At 68.8% G+C, this 15529-nt stretch carries 16 protein-coding genes; 14 read left to right on the forward strand and 2 right to left on the reverse strand.

All coding sequences use genetic code 11. From position 1 onward, the window contains the following. Positions 1-36: 36 nt before the first annotated feature. From thrB to prmC, 5 genes are all read left to right on the forward strand, one after another. Positions 37-918 (forward strand): homoserine kinase, encoded by an 882-nt coding sequence (gene thrB, locus EV138_RS35195; RefSeq protein WP_238158590.1) that lies wholly within the window; start codon positions 37-39, stop codon positions 916-918. Between the two features lie 320 nt (positions 919-1238). Further along, a complete protein-coding gene (rho, locus tag EV138_RS35200) occupies positions 1239-3560 on the forward strand; it encodes a transcription termination factor Rho (RefSeq protein WP_166678883.1) in 2322 nt (773 codons plus the stop codon). Between the two features lie 161 nt (positions 3561-3721). Then, complete coding sequence (gene rpmE, locus EV138_RS35205) at positions 3722-3928, forward strand: 50S ribosomal protein L31 (protein ID WP_112239492.1); 207 nt, start codon at positions 3722-3724, stop codon at positions 3926-3928. A gap of 87 nt (positions 3929-4015) precedes the next feature. Next, a complete protein-coding gene (prfA, locus tag EV138_RS35210) occupies positions 4016-5092 on the forward strand; it encodes a peptide chain release factor 1 (RefSeq protein WP_133984859.1) in 1077 nt (358 codons plus the stop codon). After that, positions 5089-5922: a peptide chain release factor N(5)-glutamine methyltransferase gene (prmC, locus tag EV138_RS35215; RefSeq protein ID WP_133984861.1), complete on the forward strand. Its 834-nt coding sequence runs from the start codon at positions 5089-5091 to the stop codon at positions 5920-5922. Before prfA ends, prmC begins: the two co-directional genes overlap by 4 nt. A gap of 3 nt (positions 5923-5925) precedes the next feature. Here prmC and EV138_RS35220 read toward each other — a convergent pair whose 3' ends face one another. Then, on the reverse strand, positions 5926-6879 hold the full coding sequence (locus tag EV138_RS35220; RefSeq protein ID WP_133984863.1) for a DUF3558 domain-containing protein: 954 nt from the start codon (positions 6877-6879) through the stop codon (positions 5926-5928). A gap of 61 nt (positions 6880-6940) precedes the next feature. Further along, positions 6941-7960, reverse strand: a complete 1020-nt coding sequence (locus EV138_RS35225; protein ID WP_133984864.1) for an adenosine deaminase — start codon at positions 7958-7960, stop codon at positions 6941-6943. Positions 7961-8090: 130 nt separating this feature from the next. On the opposite strand from EV138_RS35225, the gene EV138_RS35230 reads away from it, so the two are divergent. The 9 genes from EV138_RS35230 (at position 8091) to atpA (ending at position 15526) form a co-directional block, all read left to right on the forward strand. After that, entirely contained in the window at positions 8091-9053 is a 963-nt protein-coding gene (locus EV138_RS35230; RefSeq protein ID WP_238158591.1) for an L-threonylcarbamoyladenylate synthase, read from the forward strand. Continuing rightward, positions 9053-10171, forward strand: coding sequence for a glycosyltransferase family 4 protein (locus tag EV138_RS35235; RefSeq protein ID WP_133984866.1), 1119 nt, complete (start codon positions 9053-9055; stop codon positions 10169-10171). Before EV138_RS35230 ends, EV138_RS35235 begins: the two co-directional genes overlap by 1 nt. A 250-nt stretch (positions 10172-10421) precedes the next feature. Further along, positions 10422-10886 (forward strand): Cg1360 family ATP-synthase-associated protein, encoded by a 465-nt coding sequence (locus EV138_RS35240; RefSeq protein WP_133984868.1) that lies wholly within the window; start codon positions 10422-10424, stop codon positions 10884-10886. 114 nt (positions 10887-11000) lie between these two features. After that, a complete protein-coding gene (locus EV138_RS35245) occupies positions 11001-11216 on the forward strand; it encodes an AtpZ/AtpI family protein (RefSeq protein ID WP_133984870.1) in 216 nt (71 codons plus the stop codon). Between the two features lie 97 nt (positions 11217-11313). Then, positions 11314-12096 (forward strand): F0F1 ATP synthase subunit A, encoded by a 783-nt coding sequence (gene atpB, locus EV138_RS35250; protein ID WP_133984872.1) that lies wholly within the window; start codon positions 11314-11316, stop codon positions 12094-12096. 76 nt (positions 12097-12172) lie between these two features. After that, complete coding sequence (gene atpE, locus EV138_RS35255; RefSeq protein ID WP_112239508.1) at positions 12173-12397, forward strand: ATP synthase F0 subunit C; 225 nt, start codon at positions 12173-12175, stop codon at positions 12395-12397. A 32-nt stretch (positions 12398-12429) separates the two neighbouring features. Beyond that, entirely contained in the window at positions 12430-13002 is a 573-nt protein-coding gene (locus tag EV138_RS35260) for a F0F1 ATP synthase subunit B (protein ID WP_112239510.1), read from the forward strand. Then, positions 13002-13799, forward strand: coding sequence for a F0F1 ATP synthase subunit delta (locus EV138_RS35265; RefSeq protein ID WP_133984874.1), 798 nt, complete (start codon positions 13002-13004; stop codon positions 13797-13799). Before EV138_RS35260 ends, EV138_RS35265 begins: the two co-directional genes overlap by 1 nt. A gap of 89 nt (positions 13800-13888) precedes the next feature. Beyond that, complete coding sequence (gene atpA / locus EV138_RS35270; RefSeq protein ID WP_133984876.1) at positions 13889-15526, forward strand: F0F1 ATP synthase subunit alpha; 1638 nt, start codon at positions 13889-13891, stop codon at positions 15524-15526. Positions 15527-15529: the final 3 nt, after the last annotated feature.

The raw sequence follows: 15529 nt of genomic DNA on the forward strand, positions 1-15529 counted from the left end.
GCGGCGGCTTCGGTGGGCGGGGTTGTGCGGGTTCGAGTGCCTGCGACGAGTGCGAATCTCGGGCCGGGCTTCGACGCCTTCGGGCTTGCGCTGAGTTTGTACGACGAGTTGACGGTGACGCCGGGTGGGTCCGGCGTGACCGTCGACGTGGTGGGGCCGGGCGCGGGTGAGGTGGCGTTGGACGAGTCGCATCTGGTGGTGCGCTCGATCCGGGCCGGCCTCGAGTCGCTCGGCGCCGTCGTACCGGGGTTCAGCTTGCGATGTGAGAACCGGATTCCGCACGGTCGCGGACTCGGTTCGTCGTCCGCCGCGATCGTCGGCGGTATCGCGGCGGCGTACGGACTGACCGGTACGCCGCTCGACCGCGACCGCGTGGTCGAGCTCGCGAACGAGATCGAGGGGCACCCGGACAACGTGGCGGCCGCGGCGCTCGGGGGATTCACGATCGCGTGGACCGAGGGCGACAAGGGTCGTGCGGTTCGGCTGGAGCCGGCGGGGGGATTGGCGGCGGTGGCCTATGTGCCGGTCACTCGGGTGCTGACGAAAGAGGCACGCGGGTTGCTGCCGGCCGCAGTACCGCATGCCGATGCTGCTGCGAACGCAGGCCGGGCGGCGTTGCTGGTCGCGGCTTTGACCTCGCGACCGGAGTTGCTGATGACGGCGACCGAGGATCGGCTGCACCAGGAGTTTCGCGAACCGGCGATGCCGGAAAGCCTGGCTCTCGTGCACAAGCTCCGCGGCAGTGGCCTGCCTGCCGTCGTGAGTGGCGCGGGCCCGACCGTCCTCGTGCTGGATGTTGCCGGGGGTTTGCCGGCCGCACCGGACGGGTGGGAGCGGTACGAGCTCGGGATCGATCCAGTCGGCGTACAGGTCTGGTCGGAGCAAACTGAGCGAGGGCCGGCCGGCGGACGGGAATGAACAGTGCCGGACACGCGTTGAACCTCCCGAGTCTCCAGTTGCCCCCTTGGTGGTGCTAGTCTCGACTCACCCGATCCCCTCCAGGTGATCGGCGAACTCTCGTCGCTTCCGGGCTTAGCTCCCGACACCAGATGTCTGCGGCGACCTCCCTGTGAAGGACTTGCGCCGCCTGCGTCGGATAACTCCGGGGGGAACCGGATTCAGCGAGAGCCTCTTATACCCACGTCACCTCCCCGTCGATCGAGACGGCGTCGGTCGTGGGTGATGATTCCGGGCGATGAACCTGAGGACATCGTCCATCCGTGTGGGAAGGACCTCACGTGACAGAAACTGTTGAAGCCTCCAGCGGAGCCGGCACCTCGCCGGCCGACGCGGGCGCCACCACGCGCCGCCGCAAGGCCGGAGGCGGCCTCGAAGGCATGCTGCTCCCCGAGCTCAAGCAGCTCGCCGGGACGCTCGGCATCAAAGGCACCGGCGCGCTGCGCAAGGGCCAGCTGATCGAGGCGATCAAGGCTGCCCAGTCGGGTGCCGGTGCGGCGGGCGCCTCGCGTTCGCGCTCCAGCCAGCCGACGCTGGACGAGGCAGCCGCGGAGCCGGTGGCCGTCAAGGCCGAAGCTCCGGCGCGGGTCGGCACTCGCCGGGCCCGGGCCGCCGCAGCCGACAGCGGCGCGGCAGAGAAGAACGTCGAGGCGCCGGCCGCGAAGGCCGCCGTCCAGGACAAGCCCGCCCAGAACAGCGGCACCCAGAACAGCGGCACGCAGAACAGCGGCACCCAGAACAGCGTCGCGCAGAACGGCGTGGCCCAGGCCGGCGCTGCTCCGGTCGAGGCCGCCGCGACCGCACCGGTCGTCGAGCGGCACGCCGACGCCGACGCCGAGAGCCGGGACGACCGCTCCGGTGGCCGCGAGGGTGGCCGGGACCGCAGCCGCGGTCGCGACAACCAGCGCACCGACCGCGACGGCGCCCAGGTCCGGGACAGCCGCGAGGGTCGCGACAACCAGGCCCGCGACGGCCGCGAGGCACCGGCCCGCGAAGGTCGTGAGGCACCGGCCCGCGAGGTACAGGTGCGGGACGGCCGCGACGCGCAGGCCCGCGACGCACGCGACGGCCAGAGCCGCGACCGCAACGACAACCGCGACCGCAACGAGAACCGCGACGGTCAGAACCGTGACGGCCGCGACGGTCAGAACCGGGACAGCCGCGACGGTCAGAACCGGGACGGCCGCAACGACGGCCGCGGTGAGCAGAACCGCGACAACCGCGGTGAGCAGCGCACCGACGGTGCCCGGGGCGACCAGCGCACCGACCGGCAGAGTCAGACCGACCGGGGCGAGGACGGCGACGGACGCCGTCGCCGCCGCCGGGGGCGTGACCGCGACCGCGGTCAGACCGTCGGCCGCGACTCCGGTGGCCGCGACAACAGCCGCAACAACCGCGGTCGCGGCGAGCGGTTCGACCCGGAGCCGACCATCAGCGAGGACGACATCCTGGTGCCGGCCGCCGGCATCCTCGACGTGCTCGACAACTACGCGTTCGTCCGGACCAGCGGCTACCTGCCGGGCCCGAACGACGTGTACGTCGCGCTGTCGATGGTCAAGCGCTACGGCCTGCGCAAGGGTGACGCGATCACCGGCGCGGTGAAGCAGCCGTCGGACGGCGAGCGCAAGGAGAAGTTCAACCCGCTGGTCCGGATCGACACCGTCAACGGGTCGGACCCCGAGGTCGCCAAGCAGCGTCAGGACTTCAACAAGCTGACCCCGCTGTACGCGACCGAGCGGCTCCGCCTGGAGACCGAGCCGAACGTGCTCACCACCCGGATCGTCGACATCGTCAGCCCGATCGGCAAGGGCCAGCGCGGCCTGATCGTGTCGCCGCCGAAGGCCGGTAAGACGATGGTGCTGCAGGCGCTCGCGAACGCGATCACCACGAACAACCCCGAAGTACACCTGATGGTCGTGCTGGTGGACGAGCGGCCCGAAGAGGTCACCGACATGCAGCGCACGGTCAAGGGTGAGGTCATCGCCTCGACCTTCGACCGGCCGGCCGACGACCACACCACGGTCGCCGAACTGGCGATCGAGCGGGCCAAGCGGCTCGTCGAGCTGGGTCACGACGTCGTCGTCCTGCTCGATTCGATCACCCGCCTCGGCCGGGCGTACAACATCGCGGCACCGGCCAGCGGCCGGATCCTGTCCGGTGGTGTCGACTCGTCGGCGCTGTACCCGCCGAAGCGGTTCTTCGGCGCGGCCCGCAACATCGAGGACGGCGGTTCGCTGACCATCCTCGCGACGGCGCTGATCGAGACCGGCTCCAAGATGGACGAGGTCATCTTCGAGGAGTTCAAGGGGACCGGCAACATGGAGCTGCGGCTCCGCCGCGAGTTCGCCGACCGCCGGATCTTCCCGGCCATCGACGTGGTCGCCTCCGGTACCCGCCGCGAGGAACTGCTGATGAGCAAGGACGAGACCCAGGTCGTCTGGAAGCTCCGCCGGGTGCTGTCCGCGCTCGACGGCCAGGCCGCCCTGGAGCTGTTGATCGGCAAGCTCAAGGAGAGCAAGTCGAACATCGAGTTCCTGCTCCAGGTCAACAAGACCACCCCGTCGACCGGCGGCACCGGCCGCAGTACGGACGACGGCAACTAGTACTACGGCCCGCCGGCCACCCCCCGCAACCTGATCGGATCGCCCCGGAATACCGGGGCGATTCGTCAGGTTGAGGGATCTGATGGCAGACTTGTCTGTTGGTTCCGGTTCACGTGCGCACCAAGCGGACGACCCGGACCGCCTTTGACTCGAGGAGACCCATGAAGAGCGACATCCACCCGAACTACGTGGCGACCAAGGTGACTTGCACCTGTGGCGCGCAGTTCGAGACGCACTCGACCGCGGAGAACGGCACGATTCACGCCGACGTCTGCTCGCAGTGCCACCCGTTCTACACCGGCAAGCAGAAGATTCTCGACACCGGTGGCCGCGTCGCCCGCTTCGAGAAGCGGTACGCGAAGAAGTAGCGAGTTTCCGGCGCCGGTCCACGAATCCTTCAGGGGATTCGGGACCGGCGCCGTTGCGTTGTTCCGGCCAAAGGAAGGAGTGCGGGCATGTTCGAGGCAGTGCAGTCGCTGAAGGCGGAGTACGCCGAGCTGGAGCGACGGATGTCGGATCCCGAGCTGCACTCCGACCAGGCGGTCGCGCGCCAGGTCGGCAAGCGGTACGCCGCGCTGGCGCCCGTCGTACGGACGTACGACGAGTGGCTGCAGACTGCCGACGACATCGAGGCGGCCCGCGAGCTGGCGCACGAGGACCCGGCGTTCGCCGAGGAGGCGACCAAGCTCGAGCACCGGCGCGACGAGCTGGCCGAGAAGCTGCAGGTACTGCTCGTGCCGCGGGACCCGAGCGACGACAAGGACGCGATCCTCGAGATCAAGGCCGGTGAGGGCGGCGACGAGTCGGCGCTGTTCGCCGGTGATCTGCTGAAGATGTACCTGAAGTACGCCGAATCGCAGAACTGGAAGACCGAGGTCATCGACGCGGCCGAGTCCGATCTGGGCGGCTACAAGTCGATCACGGTCGCGGTGAAAGCCAAGGGCACGCCCGAACCCGGCGAAGCGCCGTACGCGAAGCTCAAGTTCGAGGGCGGCGTGCATCGGGTCCAGCGGGTGCCGGTGACCGAGTCGCAGGGGCGGATCCACACGTCGGCGGCCGGTGTCCTGGTGCTGCCCGAGGCCGAGGACGTCGACGTCGAGATCGACCAGAACGACCTGCGGATCGACGTCTTCCGCTCGTCCGGTCCGGGCGGCCAGAGCGTCAACACGACCGACTCGGCGGTCCGGATCACGCACCTCCCGACCGGCATCGTGGTCTCGATGCAGAACGAGAAGTCCCAGCTGCAGAACCGCGAGCAGGCGATGCGCGTCCTGCGGTCGCGGCTGCTGGCCGCCGCGCAGGAGGCCGCCGACCAGGAAGCGAGCGACGCCCGGCGTTCGCAGATCCGCACGGTCGACCGGTCCGAGCGGGTCCGCACCTACAACTTCCCGGAGAACCGGTTCTCCGACCACCGGGTCGGCTACAAGGCGCACAACCTGGACCAAGTCCTCGGCGGCGACCTCGCCCCGGTGATCCAGGCCCTCACCGAGGCCGACCTGACCGCACGCCTCGAGGCCGTCGAATCCCAGTGAGCACCAGGACCGTCCTCGCCGAGGCGACCGCGCGGCTGCGGGAAGCCGGCGTCGCCTCACCCGACTACGACGCCGCCGAACTGCTCGCCCACGTCGCCGGCGTCAGCCGCCTGCAGCTCGGCCTGATCGATCTCACCGACCAACTGCAGGCCCGGTACGACGAGTTGGTGGCCCGCCGCGCCGCCCGCGAACCGCTGCAACACCTCACCGGTACGGCGGCCTTCCGCTACCGCGAGCTGGTCGTGGGACCGGGCGTCTTCGTGCCGCGCCCGGAGACCGAGGTACTCGTCGGGTGGATCCTCGATCGGATCGCCGACGTCAAGGAGCCGCTGGTGGTGGATCTGTGCAGCGGATCGGGCGCGATCGCGGGTGCCGTGGCGACCGAGCGGCCGGACAGCACTGTGCACGCGGTGGAGCTGTCGCCCGAGGCGTGCGTCTGGGCGCGGCGCAATCTGGCGGGCACCGGCGCGACCTTGCACGAGGGCGACATCGACGGCTGCCTGCCCGAACTCGACGGCCTGGTCGACGCGGTGATCGCCAACCCGCCGTACATTCCCTTGACTGCCTGGGAATCCGTGACGGCCGAGGTCCGGGATCACGATCCGGCGCTGGCGCTGTGGTCGGGCGACGACGGGCTCGACGAGATCAAGGTGGTCGCGGCGACGGCCGGGCGGCTGCTGAAGCCTGGTGGCTGGTTCGGCTGTGAGCATGCGGATGTGCAGGGCGAATCCGCTCCTGCGGTCTTCGCCGCGACCGGCGTTTTCACCGAGGTCCGCGATCAGCTCGACCTGGCCGGCCGCCATCGTTTCGCCACCGGCCGCCGCATCTGACGCCTATTCGTAAACGACGAACTCGGGTGTGGGTTTGAGCGCCAGCACCTGGGCCGGCGTCATCAGCGCGCCGTGCCGGGTGTCCTCCTTGTAGAAGAGCTTGAAGCCCGTGTGGACTCCGGGCGCCATCGTCGTGGTGAGCTTGCGCCAGGTGGATTCCTTGTCGATGCGACCGCCGATGCCGTCGACCGACTTGATGATCTGCACCCCCGGATGCTGCTTCAGGGCCTTCTCGTTGCCGACGATCCGGGCTGATAGCTGGTGGAAGACGAAGACCTTCTCCGGCAGGTCGTACTGCGCGACGAGACCGGCCAGGTACGCCGCGACCGAGTCGAGTTCGGCGCCGGTGGTGTGGCCGAAGACCTTGCCCGGCACCTGCCCGGGACCGACCGCCCACTCGGGATCGAAGGCGAGCCCGACATCGGGTTCCTTGAGCCAGCGCTCGAGCACCTTGATCTCTCTGAGGATGTCGGCGCGGCCCGGCTGGATGTCGAGCAACAGCAGCATCCGGTGCTTGCGGGCGACCGTGAGGTAGTCCTGGATCTTGGCGTCGGGCAAGCGGCTGCGGTACTGGCCGTCCTTACCGGCGTGGCCGTTCGCGACCACCACGATGAGTTCCATCACCGGCAACGGCGTCCTGCCGCCGGCGTACGCCTTGGACAGCGTTTCGAGCCGGCCGGCCTTGGCCTCCAGGTTCTTGTCGAGCGGCCCGAGCGCGGGGGAGCCGGGCAGCCCGACGTACCCGACGAGCTGGTACTTCGGGAAGATCTGCCGGCCGCCGCGCGGAAGTTCCCCGTCCGCGGGCGGCGCGGCCAACGGCGTGGTGGACGGTCTGGGGGACGGCTTCGCAGCGGGCGGCGGCTGCGAACCGGTATCCGCCTCGGTGTCGCTGCACCCGGCGAGCACACCGAACACGAGCGCCGTCAGGACGACAAGGAGCTTGTGCTGTTGGACCACCGCACCACCCAACCACGCCGCATCGACAGACCCACGTCGTCGCGTGTCACCCAAGCCGGCCTCAGGCGTGCTTGGCGACGTACTCGTCGATCTCGGTGAGCAGCGCGGTCTTGGTGCCGTCGTCGGCGAACGAGACGGTGACGGCGGTCTTGGCGAACTCGGCGATCCCGTGCGCGTCCAGGTCGAGCAGGTCCGCCACGACGGCGTACTCGTTGACCAGGGTGGTGCCGAACATCGGCGGGTCGTCGGAGTTGATCGTGACGACCAGGCCGGCGTCGACCATCGCGCGGATCGGGTGTTCGTCGTACGAGCGGACCGCCTGGGTGGCCAGGTTCGAGGTCGGGCTGACCTCGAGCGGGATGCGGTGCTCGCCGAGGTAGTCGATCAGCGCCGGGTCCTGGGTCGCCGAGGTGCCGTGGCCGATCCGCTCCGCCTTGAGCACGCGGATCGCGTCCCAGATCGTGTCGGGTCCAGTCGTTTCGCCGGCATGCGGGACGCTGTGCAGACCGATCGCCCGGGCCTCGTCGAAGTACGGCGCGAACTGCGGCCGCGGTACGCCGATCTCCGGGCCGCCGAGGCCGAAGCCGACCAGGCCCTCGGGGCGGATGCCGGTCGCGATCTTCGCGGTCTCCACGGCGCCCTCGAGGCCCAGCTCGCCGGGGATGTCGAAGATCCAGCGCAGCGTCACCCCGAGTTCCTTCTCGGCCGCGGTCCGGGCGTCCTCGATCGCCTCGCAGAACGCCTCCGGCGCGATCCCGCGCAGCACCGACGTGTACGGCGTGACGGTGAGCTCGGAGTACCGGATGTTCTGCGCGGCCATCTCGCGGGCCACCTCGAAGGTGAGCAGCCGCACGTCGTCCGGCGTACTGATCAGGTCGACGACGGTCAGGTAGACCTCGATGAACTTCGCGAAGTCGGTGAAGGTGAAGTACTGCGCGAGCGCGGCCGGGTCGGCCGGCACCGGCGATCCCGGATGGCGGGCGGCGAGTTCGGCGACGATCCGCGGCGTCGCCGATCCGACGTGGTGGACGTGCAGTTCGGCCTTCGGCAGCCCGGCAAGGAATTCACGCGACACAGTCATGGCCGGGATCCTATGCACCTGCCCGGCACGCTCGCTCGGAAGCTGACAATCATTTGTCAGAAGTGCTCCCGGCAGCCCGCCGGGTGGCCCGGCTGGAGACCGCGACCGGGTGAGTGGCACGATTCACTGCGTGAGCGAGCGCTTTGACTTCACCGGAGACGAATTGGTGCCGGCCTACCGCGCGGCCGTGGACGCCATCGAGGCCGGTGATCTGGTCGTGTTGCCGACCGACACCGTGTACGGGATCGCCGCGGACGCCTTCAAGGCCGACGCCGTGCAGCGGCTGCTGGACGCCAAGGGCCGCGGGCGCGACATGCCGCCGCCGGTGCTGATCTCGGTGGTCGAGTCGCTGGACGCGCTGGCGACCGACGTACCCGAGGCCGGGCGGAAGCTGTGCGAGGCGTTCTGGCCCGGGCCGCTGACGGTGATCTGCCATGCGCAGGGGTCGCTGATGTGGGACCTGGGGGAGACCCATGGGACGGTCGCCCTGCGCGTGCCCGACCACGAGAACACGCGCGAGCTGTTGTCCCGGACCGGTCCGCTGGCGGTCAGCTCGGCGAACAAGAGCGGACAGCCGGCGGCACTGGACGTGTACGACGCCGAGGCGCAGCTGGCCGATTCGGTCGCGGTGTACCTCGACGGTGGCGAGGTTACCGGTGGGCAGCCGTCGACCATCGTCGACCTGACCGGCGACGTACCGCACGTCGTACGGATCGGCGCCCTCTCGATGGCCCAGATCCGCGAGATCGTCCCCGAAGCCACCACCGACCTGGAGCCCGACGCGCCGGTGGAGGACGTGCAGGCGGAGGACGTGCCCGCGCAGGACGAGCCCGCGAAGGATGTGCCCGCGCAGGCCGTGCCCGCGCAGGCCGTGCCCGCGGAGGACGTGCCGGCGCAGGACGAGCCCGCGAAGGATGTGCCCGCGCAGGCCGTGCCCGCGGAGGACGTGCCAACCGCTGACGGTGCGGCGGCGTCCAACGAGGAGAAGCAGGCCGAGGAGCCGAAGCCGGACGAGAGCGTCGTGGCGGGTCCCGAGGCCGGGGAAGAGACCGTGGTGGACGGCAAGGCGCCTGATGTGAGGCCGGCGGACTAGTGCGCGAGTATCTGCTCGTCCTGTTCGTGGCGATGGCCACGACCTTCCTGCTGACCGGGATCGCCCGCAAGATCGCCCTCCGGTACGGCGCCGTCGCCAAGGTCCGCTCCCGCGACGTCCACAAGGTGCCGATCCCGTACTTCGGCGGCGTGTCCATCCTCGGTGGACTGATCGCCGGTTACGCGGTCGCCTCCAGCCTGCCGTTCCTCGGTGACAGCCTGCAGGTCGCCCACGACGCCCGGGCGATCCTGATCGGCGGTGTGGTGATCTGCGCGGTCGGCGTGATCGACGACCTGGTCGAGCTGGACCCGATCACCAAGCTGGCCGGCATGGTGCTGGCCGTCGGCGTGATGATCGTGCAGGGCATCCAGCTGTACTGGCTGCCGCTGCCGGGCGGCATCTTCTCGCCACCGCCCTCGCAACTCGCGGTGCTGACCGCCGGCATCCTGCTGGTCTCGACCAACGCGGTGAACTTCGTCGACGGCCTGGACGGACTGGCCGCGGGCGTCACCGCGATCGGCGCGACCGCCTTCTTCACCTACTCGTACGTGCTGAACGTCGAGCAGAACCTCGACCGCGCGACGACCTCGACGATGATCACGGTCGCTCTGGCCGGTGCCTGTCTGGGCTTCCTGCCGCACAACTTCTTCCCGGCCAGGGTGTTCATGGGCGACTCCGGAGCCCTGCTGATCGGACTGATGCTGGCCGCGTCGACGATCAGCCTCACCGGCCAGATGGACCCCAACGCCGTCCCGTACGAGGTAGGCGGCTCGAGTCTGCTGCCCGCCCTGCTGCCGCTGATCCTGCCGATCGCCGTCCTCGCGATCCCCGCGCTGGACCTGACGCTGGCCTACATCCGGCGTACCAAGGCCGGCCGTTCGCCCTTCGCGGCCGACAAACTCCACCTGCACCACCGCCTGATGCAGCGCGGCCACTCGCATCGCCGCGCGGTCCTCCTGATGTACCTGTGGACCGCGCTGATCGCTTTCGGCGTGGTCGTCCTCGGCCTGCTCCTCTCGGTCTGGACGGTCATCCTCGTCCTCGCGGTCACGGTCACGGCCATCCTCTTGACCACCGGCCTGCCACGCCGCGCCGCGAAGCCGCTGGCGAAGGTCTGATCCACGCGGCAACCAGCCCCGCAGTACCGGGAGGGGACCAGACCAGTGCGTGTCGTGGCCTACCGATAGGGTGTTCGTGTACAGCGGCAGGGACGCTCGTTTTGCTGATCGTTCTGCTAGCCATTTTGCTAGCCGAGCAGACTTTGTGCTAGTTTTCACAAGCACCAGCTAAGAAGAGTTTCACCCCTGACCCCGCCCACCCGACGACCGAGGGCAAGAATCCCGGTCGCCAGCAGGACGGAACCACCAGATGGCTCCCTCAGACCGAGGTCCGAAAGTCGCCGGCCAGGCCACCAGGCATCCGGCGTTGGCAATGCTGCGCGGCGCTCTCGTCGCCGGCTTGGTCGTCGGCGTGAATGCTGCCGCCGTCTCCGCGGTCGCGGCCGGCCTGAAGGGCCTGTGGGGCGCACTGCTGGGTCTGCTGATGGTGATCGTCTTCTCCGGCGCCGGCCTGCTCGCGCTGCACCTGTCCCGGCGTACGTCGCCGACGATGCAGCTCGCCCTCGCGATGGCTTCCTACACCGGGCGGATCGCGATCTTCGGCGGCCTGCTCGCCGTCGCGATGAATTCCGACAGCCTCGGCGAGAACGTCGACCTGACCGCGCTGGGGATCAGCGCGATCGTGGTCGTGATGGGCTGGATGGCCGGCGAGATCTGGGCCTGGTCGCACCTGCGGGTGCCCATCTACGACCTGGACCACGAGGTGACGGCGTGATCACCCGCGGTAGTGCCGCGGCAAGCCGTTTCCCAACTGTGACAAGGGATGTGGCGCAGTGCACGGATGTCAAGGTGACCGCGCGACGCGCCGACTGGTACCTTTCGGGTGCCAATGAGCCAGCACGAGGATCCGAAGCCGACACCCAACACAGCGGGCGACGGCTGGCGGGTCCTGTCCTACTTGATCGGCGGAATCCTCGTCTACGGGGGAATCGGCTTCGGGTTGGATCGCTGGCTGGGCACCCAGTTTCTGCTTCCGGTGGGCATCGTCCTCGGTGCCGGCCTGACGATCTTGTTGTTGAACTTCCGGTACCGGCAGCGTCCCTGACCCGTACCGGGTCTGACGTAGTTGACCGCCTTGCCCTGAGCCGCCCTGCCCTTAGCCCGATGGCGAACGACTTGAGCACGACGCGAGAGGAGACCCGGTGAGCGCCGGCGTTTCGACCGAGTTCATTTCACCCGGTCCACAAAGCTTCAACACCACCCCGATCATCGACGGTGTCGACTGGTTCACCAAGCCCGTCCTGGTGGCCGCCTTGTCCGTGGTGGTGATCGTCTGGTTCTACTGGGGCGCTTCGCGCAAGGCCGCCGTCGTGCCGTCGAAGCTGCAGTTCGCCGGTGAGCTGGGCTACAACTTCGTCCGGAACTCGATCGCCCGCGACGCGATCGGCAGCCACGACTACATGAAGTACGTGCCGTACCTGTGCGGCCTGTTCTACTTCATCCTGCTGAACAACGTCGCCGGGACGATCCCGCTGATCCAGTTCCCGACCTTCAGCCACATCGGCTGGGCGTACGTGGCCGCGATCATGAGCTGGGCCATCTACAACGGGGTCGGCATCAAGAAGAAGGGCCTGTGGGGCTACTTCAAGCACCAGACGATGCCGGCCGGTGTGCCGGTCTGGCTGATGCCGCTGATGATCCCGATCGAGTTCATCTCCAACATCCTGGTCCGGCCGGTCTCGCTGAGTCTGCGGTTGTTCGCCAACATGTTCGCCGGCCACATCCTGCTGCTCGTCTTCGTCACCGGTGGCGACTACATGCTGCGGGAGTCCGGCAGCATCGCGCTGGGCGGCGTCGGCATCATCACCTTGCTGATGGGCCTCGCGATCGCCGGCCTGGAGCTGTTCGTGCAGTGCATCCAGGCCTACATCTTCGTCGTCCTGACCGCGCAGTACATCGGCAGCGCGATCGCCGACGAGCACTGATCCGCCGTACCACTCACAGACCCGTTGTAACGGAAACCCGGATAGCCCTTATCCGTACCGAAAGGAACACAGCGCAATGAACGCTCTCGACATCACCGGCAACATCGCCGTACTGGGCTACGGCCTCGCCGCGATCGGCCCGGGCGTCGGTGTTGGTCTGATCTTCGCCGCCGTGATCAACGGCACCGCGCGTCAGCCGGAGGCGCAGAGCAAGCTGCAGTCGATCGCGTGGATCGGCTTCGGTGTCACCGAGGTGCTGGCGATCATCGGTATCGCCCTCGCCTTCGTGTTCAAGAAGTGAGCCCACTCTTTACTGACTGACAGGACTCAGACATGTTGACGATCGTGCTACCGCTCAGCGAGGCCGCGGGCGAGGACCCGAACCCGCTGCTGCCGCACAACGCCGAGATCATCTTCGGCTTCGTCTTCCTGATCCTGCTGGCCATCGCCTTCGCCAAGGTCGTCGTACCGAAGTTCGAGAAGGCTTATGCCGATCGGACCGCGGCGATCGAAGGCGGGATGAACGAGGCCAAGCAGGCCCAGGCCGAGGCGAAGGCGGCGCTCGACAAGTACAACGCGCAGCTGGCCGAGGCCCGCCAGGAAGCTGCGAAGATCCGCGAGGACGCCCGCGAGCAGGGCGCGCTCATCATCGCGGAGATGCGTGAGCAGGCGAACGCCGAAGCAGAACGCATCGTGACCCACGCCCGCACCCAGATCGACGCCGAGCGCAGCCAGGCGGTCGCCTCGCTGCGCAGTGAGGTGGGCACGCTGGCCACCTCGCTGGCCGGCCGGATCGTCGGTGAATCGCTCGAGGACGAGGCGCGCCAGCGTCGTACGGTCGAGCGCTTCCTGGCCGAGCTGGAGTCCTCGGAGTCGGCCCGGCAGGCAGTCGGAACGGACGGCTGATGCGCGGCGCATCGAAGGAGTCACTCGCCCGGGCCCAAGCGGTCCTGGCGGGTGTCACCGTCTCCGACAGCCTCGGCGACGAGCTGTTCTCGGTCGCCAAGGTGCTCGACAGCAACGGTTCGTTGCGGCGGGCACTGACCGATCCGGCCCGGCCTGCCGCGGCCCGGACCGGCCTGGTCGGGCAGTTGTTCGGCGGCAAGATCTCCGCGCCCGCGCTGGAGATCCTGACCGCCGCGGTAGACGGACGCTGGGTCAGCGCCCGGGACCTGGCCGACGCCCTCGACCAGCTGAGCGTCGAGGCCGAGGTCGCGTACGCCGACTCGCAGGGCAAGCTCGACGAGCTCGAGGACCAGCTGTTCCGCCTCGACCGCGTGGTCGTGGCGGAGCGGGCACTCGCCGACAAGCTGAACGACCGCACCATCCCGGTCGCGGCCCGGCAGGAACTCCTGCGTGGACTGCTGCAGGGCAAGGCCGATGACGTCACCGTGCGGCTGGCCGAGCGCGCGGTGGACGGCCGGGGCCTGCACTTCGCGGCCGCGATGCGCTCCTACCAGGTCGCCGCGGCGGCCCGGCGGGACGCGAGTGTGGCGACGGTACGCGTCGCTGCCGATCTGACCGAGGACGAGCGCACCAGGCTCGCCGAGGCGCTCGGCCGGCAGTACGGTCGGCAGATCCAGCTGAACGTGATCGTCGACCCGGCGGTGGTCGGCGGCGTCCGGGTGGACATCGGCGACGAAGTGATCGACGGAACCATCGCGGCCCGGCTCGACGAGGCGCAACGGCGCATCGCGGGCTGACCCTAACGACATATTGCGGCGCTAGTGGTCAGCAAGCCTCTAGAGCCATCCACAGGCCAGCCAGGCCAAGGAAGCAGGGACGGAAGATAATGGCGGAGCTCACGATCAGGCCGGAGGAAATCCGGGACGCCCTGGATCGCTTCGTCTCCGACTACGAACCGGAGACGGCGACCCGCGAAGAGGTCGGCACCGTTGTCGACGCAGGCGACGGCATCGCGCACGTCGAGGGGCTGCCCTCGGCGATGACGAACGAGCTGCTGGTGTTCGAGGACGGCAGCCAGGGCATCGCCCTGAACCTCGACGTCCGCGACATCGGCGTCGCCGTGCTCGGTGAGTTCAGCGGCATCGAGGAAGGCCAGCAGGTCCGCCGGACCGGCCAGGTCCTGTCCGTGCCGGTCGGCGAGGGCTACCTGGGCCGGGTCGTCGACCCGCTCGGCAAGCCGATCGACGGCCTGGGTGAGATCAAGGACCTCGAGGGCACCCGCGCGCTGGAGCTGCAGGCGGCCGGCGTGATGGACCGCCAGGAGGTCCGCGAGCCGCTGCAGACCGGGATCAAGGCGATCGACGGGATGATCCCGATCGGCCGCGGCCAGCGCCAGCTGATCATCGGTGACCGCAAGACCGGTAAGACGGCGATCGCGGTCGACACGATCATCAACCAGAAGGCCAACTGGGAGTCCGGCGACCCGAAGAAGCAGGTTCGCTGCATCTACGTCGCGATCGGCCAGAAGGGCTCGACGATCGCCTCCGTGCGCGGTGCGCTCGAAGAGGCCGGCGCGATGGAGTACACCACCATCGTCGCCTCCCCGGCGTCCGACGCGGCCGGCTTCAAGTACGTCGCGCCGTACACCGGTTCGGCCATCGGCCAGCACTGGATGTACCAGGGCAAGCACGTCCTGATCGTCTTCGACGACCTGACCAAGCAGGCCGAGGCCTACCGGTCGATGTCGCTGCTGCTGCGCCGCCCGCCGGGCCGTGAGGCCTACCCGGGTGACGTCTTCTACCTGCACAGCCGGCTGCTCGAGCGTTGCGCGAAGCTGTCCGACGAGCTCGGCGGCGGCTCGATGACCGGCCTGCCGGTGATCGAGACCAAGGCCAACGACGTCTCGGCCTTCATCCCGACCAACGTCATCTCCATCACCGACGGCCAGATCTTCCTGCAGTCGGACCTGTTCAACGCCAACATCCGCCCCGCGATCGACGTCGGTGTCTCGGTGTCCCGGGTCGGTGGCGCCGCGCAGGTCAAGGGCATGAAGAACGTCTCGGGTTCGCTGAAGCTGGACCTGGCGCAGTTCCGCGCCATGGAGGCGTTCGCGATGTTCGCCTCCGACCTGGACGCCACCTCGCGTCGTCAGCTGGACCGTGGTCAGCGTCTGGTCGAGCTGCTGCGCCAGCCGCAGTACTCGCCGTACGCGGTCGAGGACCAGATCGTGTCGATCTGGTCGGGGACCAACGGCAAGTTCGACGACGTTCCGGTCAACGACGTGCTCCGGTTCGAGCGCGAGTTCCTGGACTTCCTGCGGCGCGAAAGCAACGTGCTGGACGCCATCCGTGAGTCCGGCAAGTTCGACGACGACGCCGCGGCGGCCGTGACGGACGCCATCGAGAAGTTCAAGCCGACCTTCCAGACCTCCGACGGCCAGCTGCTGGCCGGCAAGGAGGAGACCGAGGCGATGGACTCCGGGGACGTCGAGCAGGAGCAGATCCGCAAGCAGAAGCGGGGCTGATCA

The organism is Kribbella voronezhensis (genome assembly GCF_004365175.1).
Lineage (GTDB): Bacteria > Actinomycetota > Actinomycetes > Propionibacteriales > Kribbellaceae > Kribbella > Kribbella voronezhensis.

What these genes read in the sequence shown, in the direction of transcription:
- rpmE (WP_112239492.1), top strand. Translation starts at nt 3,722, where the DNA reads ATGAAGAGCGACATCCACCCGAACTACGTGGCGACCAAGGTGACTTGC.
- prfA (WP_133984859.1), top strand. Translation starts at nt 4,016, where the DNA reads ATGTTCGAGGCAGTGCAGTCGCTGAAGGCGGAGTACGCCGAGCTGGAG.
- EV138_RS35225 (WP_133984864.1), bottom strand. Translation starts at nt 7,960, where the DNA reads ATGACTGTGTCGCGTGAATTCCTTGCCGGGCTGCCGAAGGCCGAACTG.
- EV138_RS35240 (WP_133984868.1), top strand. Translation starts at nt 10,422, where the DNA reads ATGGCTCCCTCAGACCGAGGTCCGAAAGTCGCCGGCCAGGCCACCAGG.
- EV138_RS35245 (WP_133984870.1), top strand. Translation starts at nt 11,001, where the DNA reads ATGAGCCAGCACGAGGATCCGAAGCCGACACCCAACACAGCGGGCGAC.
- atpE (WP_112239508.1), top strand. Translation starts at nt 12,173, where the DNA reads ATGAACGCTCTCGACATCACCGGCAACATCGCCGTACTGGGCTACGGC.
- EV138_RS35260 (WP_112239510.1), top strand. Translation starts at nt 12,430, where the DNA reads ATGTTGACGATCGTGCTACCGCTCAGCGAGGCCGCGGGCGAGGACCCG.
- EV138_RS35265 (WP_133984874.1), top strand. Translation starts at nt 13,002, where the DNA reads ATGCGCGGCGCATCGAAGGAGTCACTCGCCCGGGCCCAAGCGGTCCTG.
- atpA (WP_133984876.1), top strand. Translation starts at nt 13,889, where the DNA reads ATGGCGGAGCTCACGATCAGGCCGGAGGAAATCCGGGACGCCCTGGAT.